This is a genomic window from Amycolatopsis sp. NPDC003676 (assembly GCF_053587275.1).
The window spans coordinates 1-1,331 of the sequence record NZ_JBSFNS010000310.1 but is presented as its reverse complement, the minus strand read 5'-3'; the positions used below and the strand labels follow the sequence as shown (position 1 = coordinate 1,331).

The following is a 1,331-nucleotide window of genomic DNA, read 5'->3' as shown; positions in this document are numbered from 1 at the left end:
GGCTCGACACGGGCACGCACGATTCGCTGCTGGAGGCCGGGCAGTTCGTGCACCCTGCACCATCGCGACCATCGGTTTGGGGATCTCCCGCCAGCGGCGGCACATGCCCAGGTACACCTCGGACTCACGCGCGAAGCGCTGATCGCCGCCGGCGCGGTCGAGGTGGTCCCACCACAGCGCGGCCTTGTTCTCGTAGTGCACGTCGTGGTCGCGGCCCGGGGTACCGATGTCGTGGCCAGCGCTGAAGTGCTTTCCGTTGCCCGCCAGCACGATCACCTTGACCTCGGGGTCCTCGACGGCCCGCACGAAGGCGGCGTCGAGGGCGTAGGTCATCTTCGAGTTCTGCGCGTTGCGGAACTCGGGCCGGTTCATGGTGACGACGGCGACCGACCCGCGCACTTCATAGGTGACGACCTCGGTCTCGGTTTCGGAACTCACGACTTCTCCTCACGAAGCTCACGCTTGAGCACTTTGCCCGCCGCGCTGTAGGGCAGCTGGTCGCGGAACTCCACGAGCCGGGGCACTTTGAAATTGGCCAATGTGGACGCGGCGAAGGCGATCACCTCGTCCGCGGTCAGCGTCGAGCCTGCCTTGCGGACGACGACGGCCTTGCCGACCTCGCCCATCCGCTCGTCCGGGATACCGATGACCGCCGACTCGGCGACGCCGTCGAGCCGGGCCAGGGTCTGCTCGATCTCGGCGGGGTACACGTTGAATCCGCCGGTGATGTACATGTCCTTGAGCCGGTCGGTGATCTTCAGGTAGCCGCGCTCGTCGACGACGCCGATGTCGCCGGTGTGCAGCCAGCCGTCGGCGTCGATGGCCTCGGCGGTGGCCTCGGGATCGTCGAGGTAGCCGAGCATCACGTTGGGGCCGCGCAGCAGCACCTCACCGGCCTCGGACAGGCGCAGTTCGAAGTCGGCGATCGGGCCGCCGCAGGTGTTGGCGATGGTGGCGGCGTCGTCCTCGGGGCGGCACATGGTGCCGAAACCGGCCGACTCGGACAGGCCGTAGGTGCCAAGGGTGAGTTCACCGCGATCATGGGGCCCTCCGGTTCGGGCAAGTCCACGCTCATGCACTGCCTGGCCGGGCTCGACAGCGCCAGCGCGGGCCAGGTCCGCATCGGTGACACCGCGTTGACCGGGCTGTCGGACAAGCAGATGACCGCGCTGCGCCGCGACCGCATCGGTTTCGTGTTCCAGGCGTTCAACCTGGTGCCCACGCTGACGGCGCTGGAGAACATCACGCTGCCGCTCGACATCGCGGGCCGCAAGGCCGACCACCAGGAGTGGCTCGACACCGTCAAGCGCCTGGGCCTCGGCGACCGGCTC

The 1,331-nt window shown here is 68.4% G+C and carries 3 protein-coding genes; 1 reads left to right on the top strand and 2 read right to left on the bottom strand.

The genetic code is table 11. From position 1 onward, the window contains the following. Positions 1-438: enoyl-CoA hydratase-related protein (locus tag ACWDNU_RS45965; RefSeq protein ID WP_449673465.1), on the bottom strand; the 438-nt coding region annotated here is incomplete at its 3' end. Then, positions 435-980, bottom strand: a complete 546-nt coding sequence (locus tag ACWDNU_RS45960; protein WP_449673464.1) for an AMP-binding enzyme — start codon at positions 978-980, stop codon at positions 435-437. The genes ACWDNU_RS45965 and ACWDNU_RS45960, both read right to left, overlap by 4 nt. 60 nt (positions 981-1,040) lie before the next feature. Here ACWDNU_RS45960 and ACWDNU_RS45955 point away from each other — a divergent pair. Beyond that, positions 1,041-1,331: ATP-binding cassette domain-containing protein (locus ACWDNU_RS45955; protein ID WP_449673463.1), on the top strand; the 291-nt coding region annotated here is incomplete at its 3' end.

What these genes read in the sequence shown, in the direction of transcription:
- ACWDNU_RS45960 (WP_449673464.1), bottom strand. Translation starts at nt 980, where the DNA reads ATGTGCCGCCCCGAGGACGACGCCGCCACCATCGCCAACACCTGCGGC.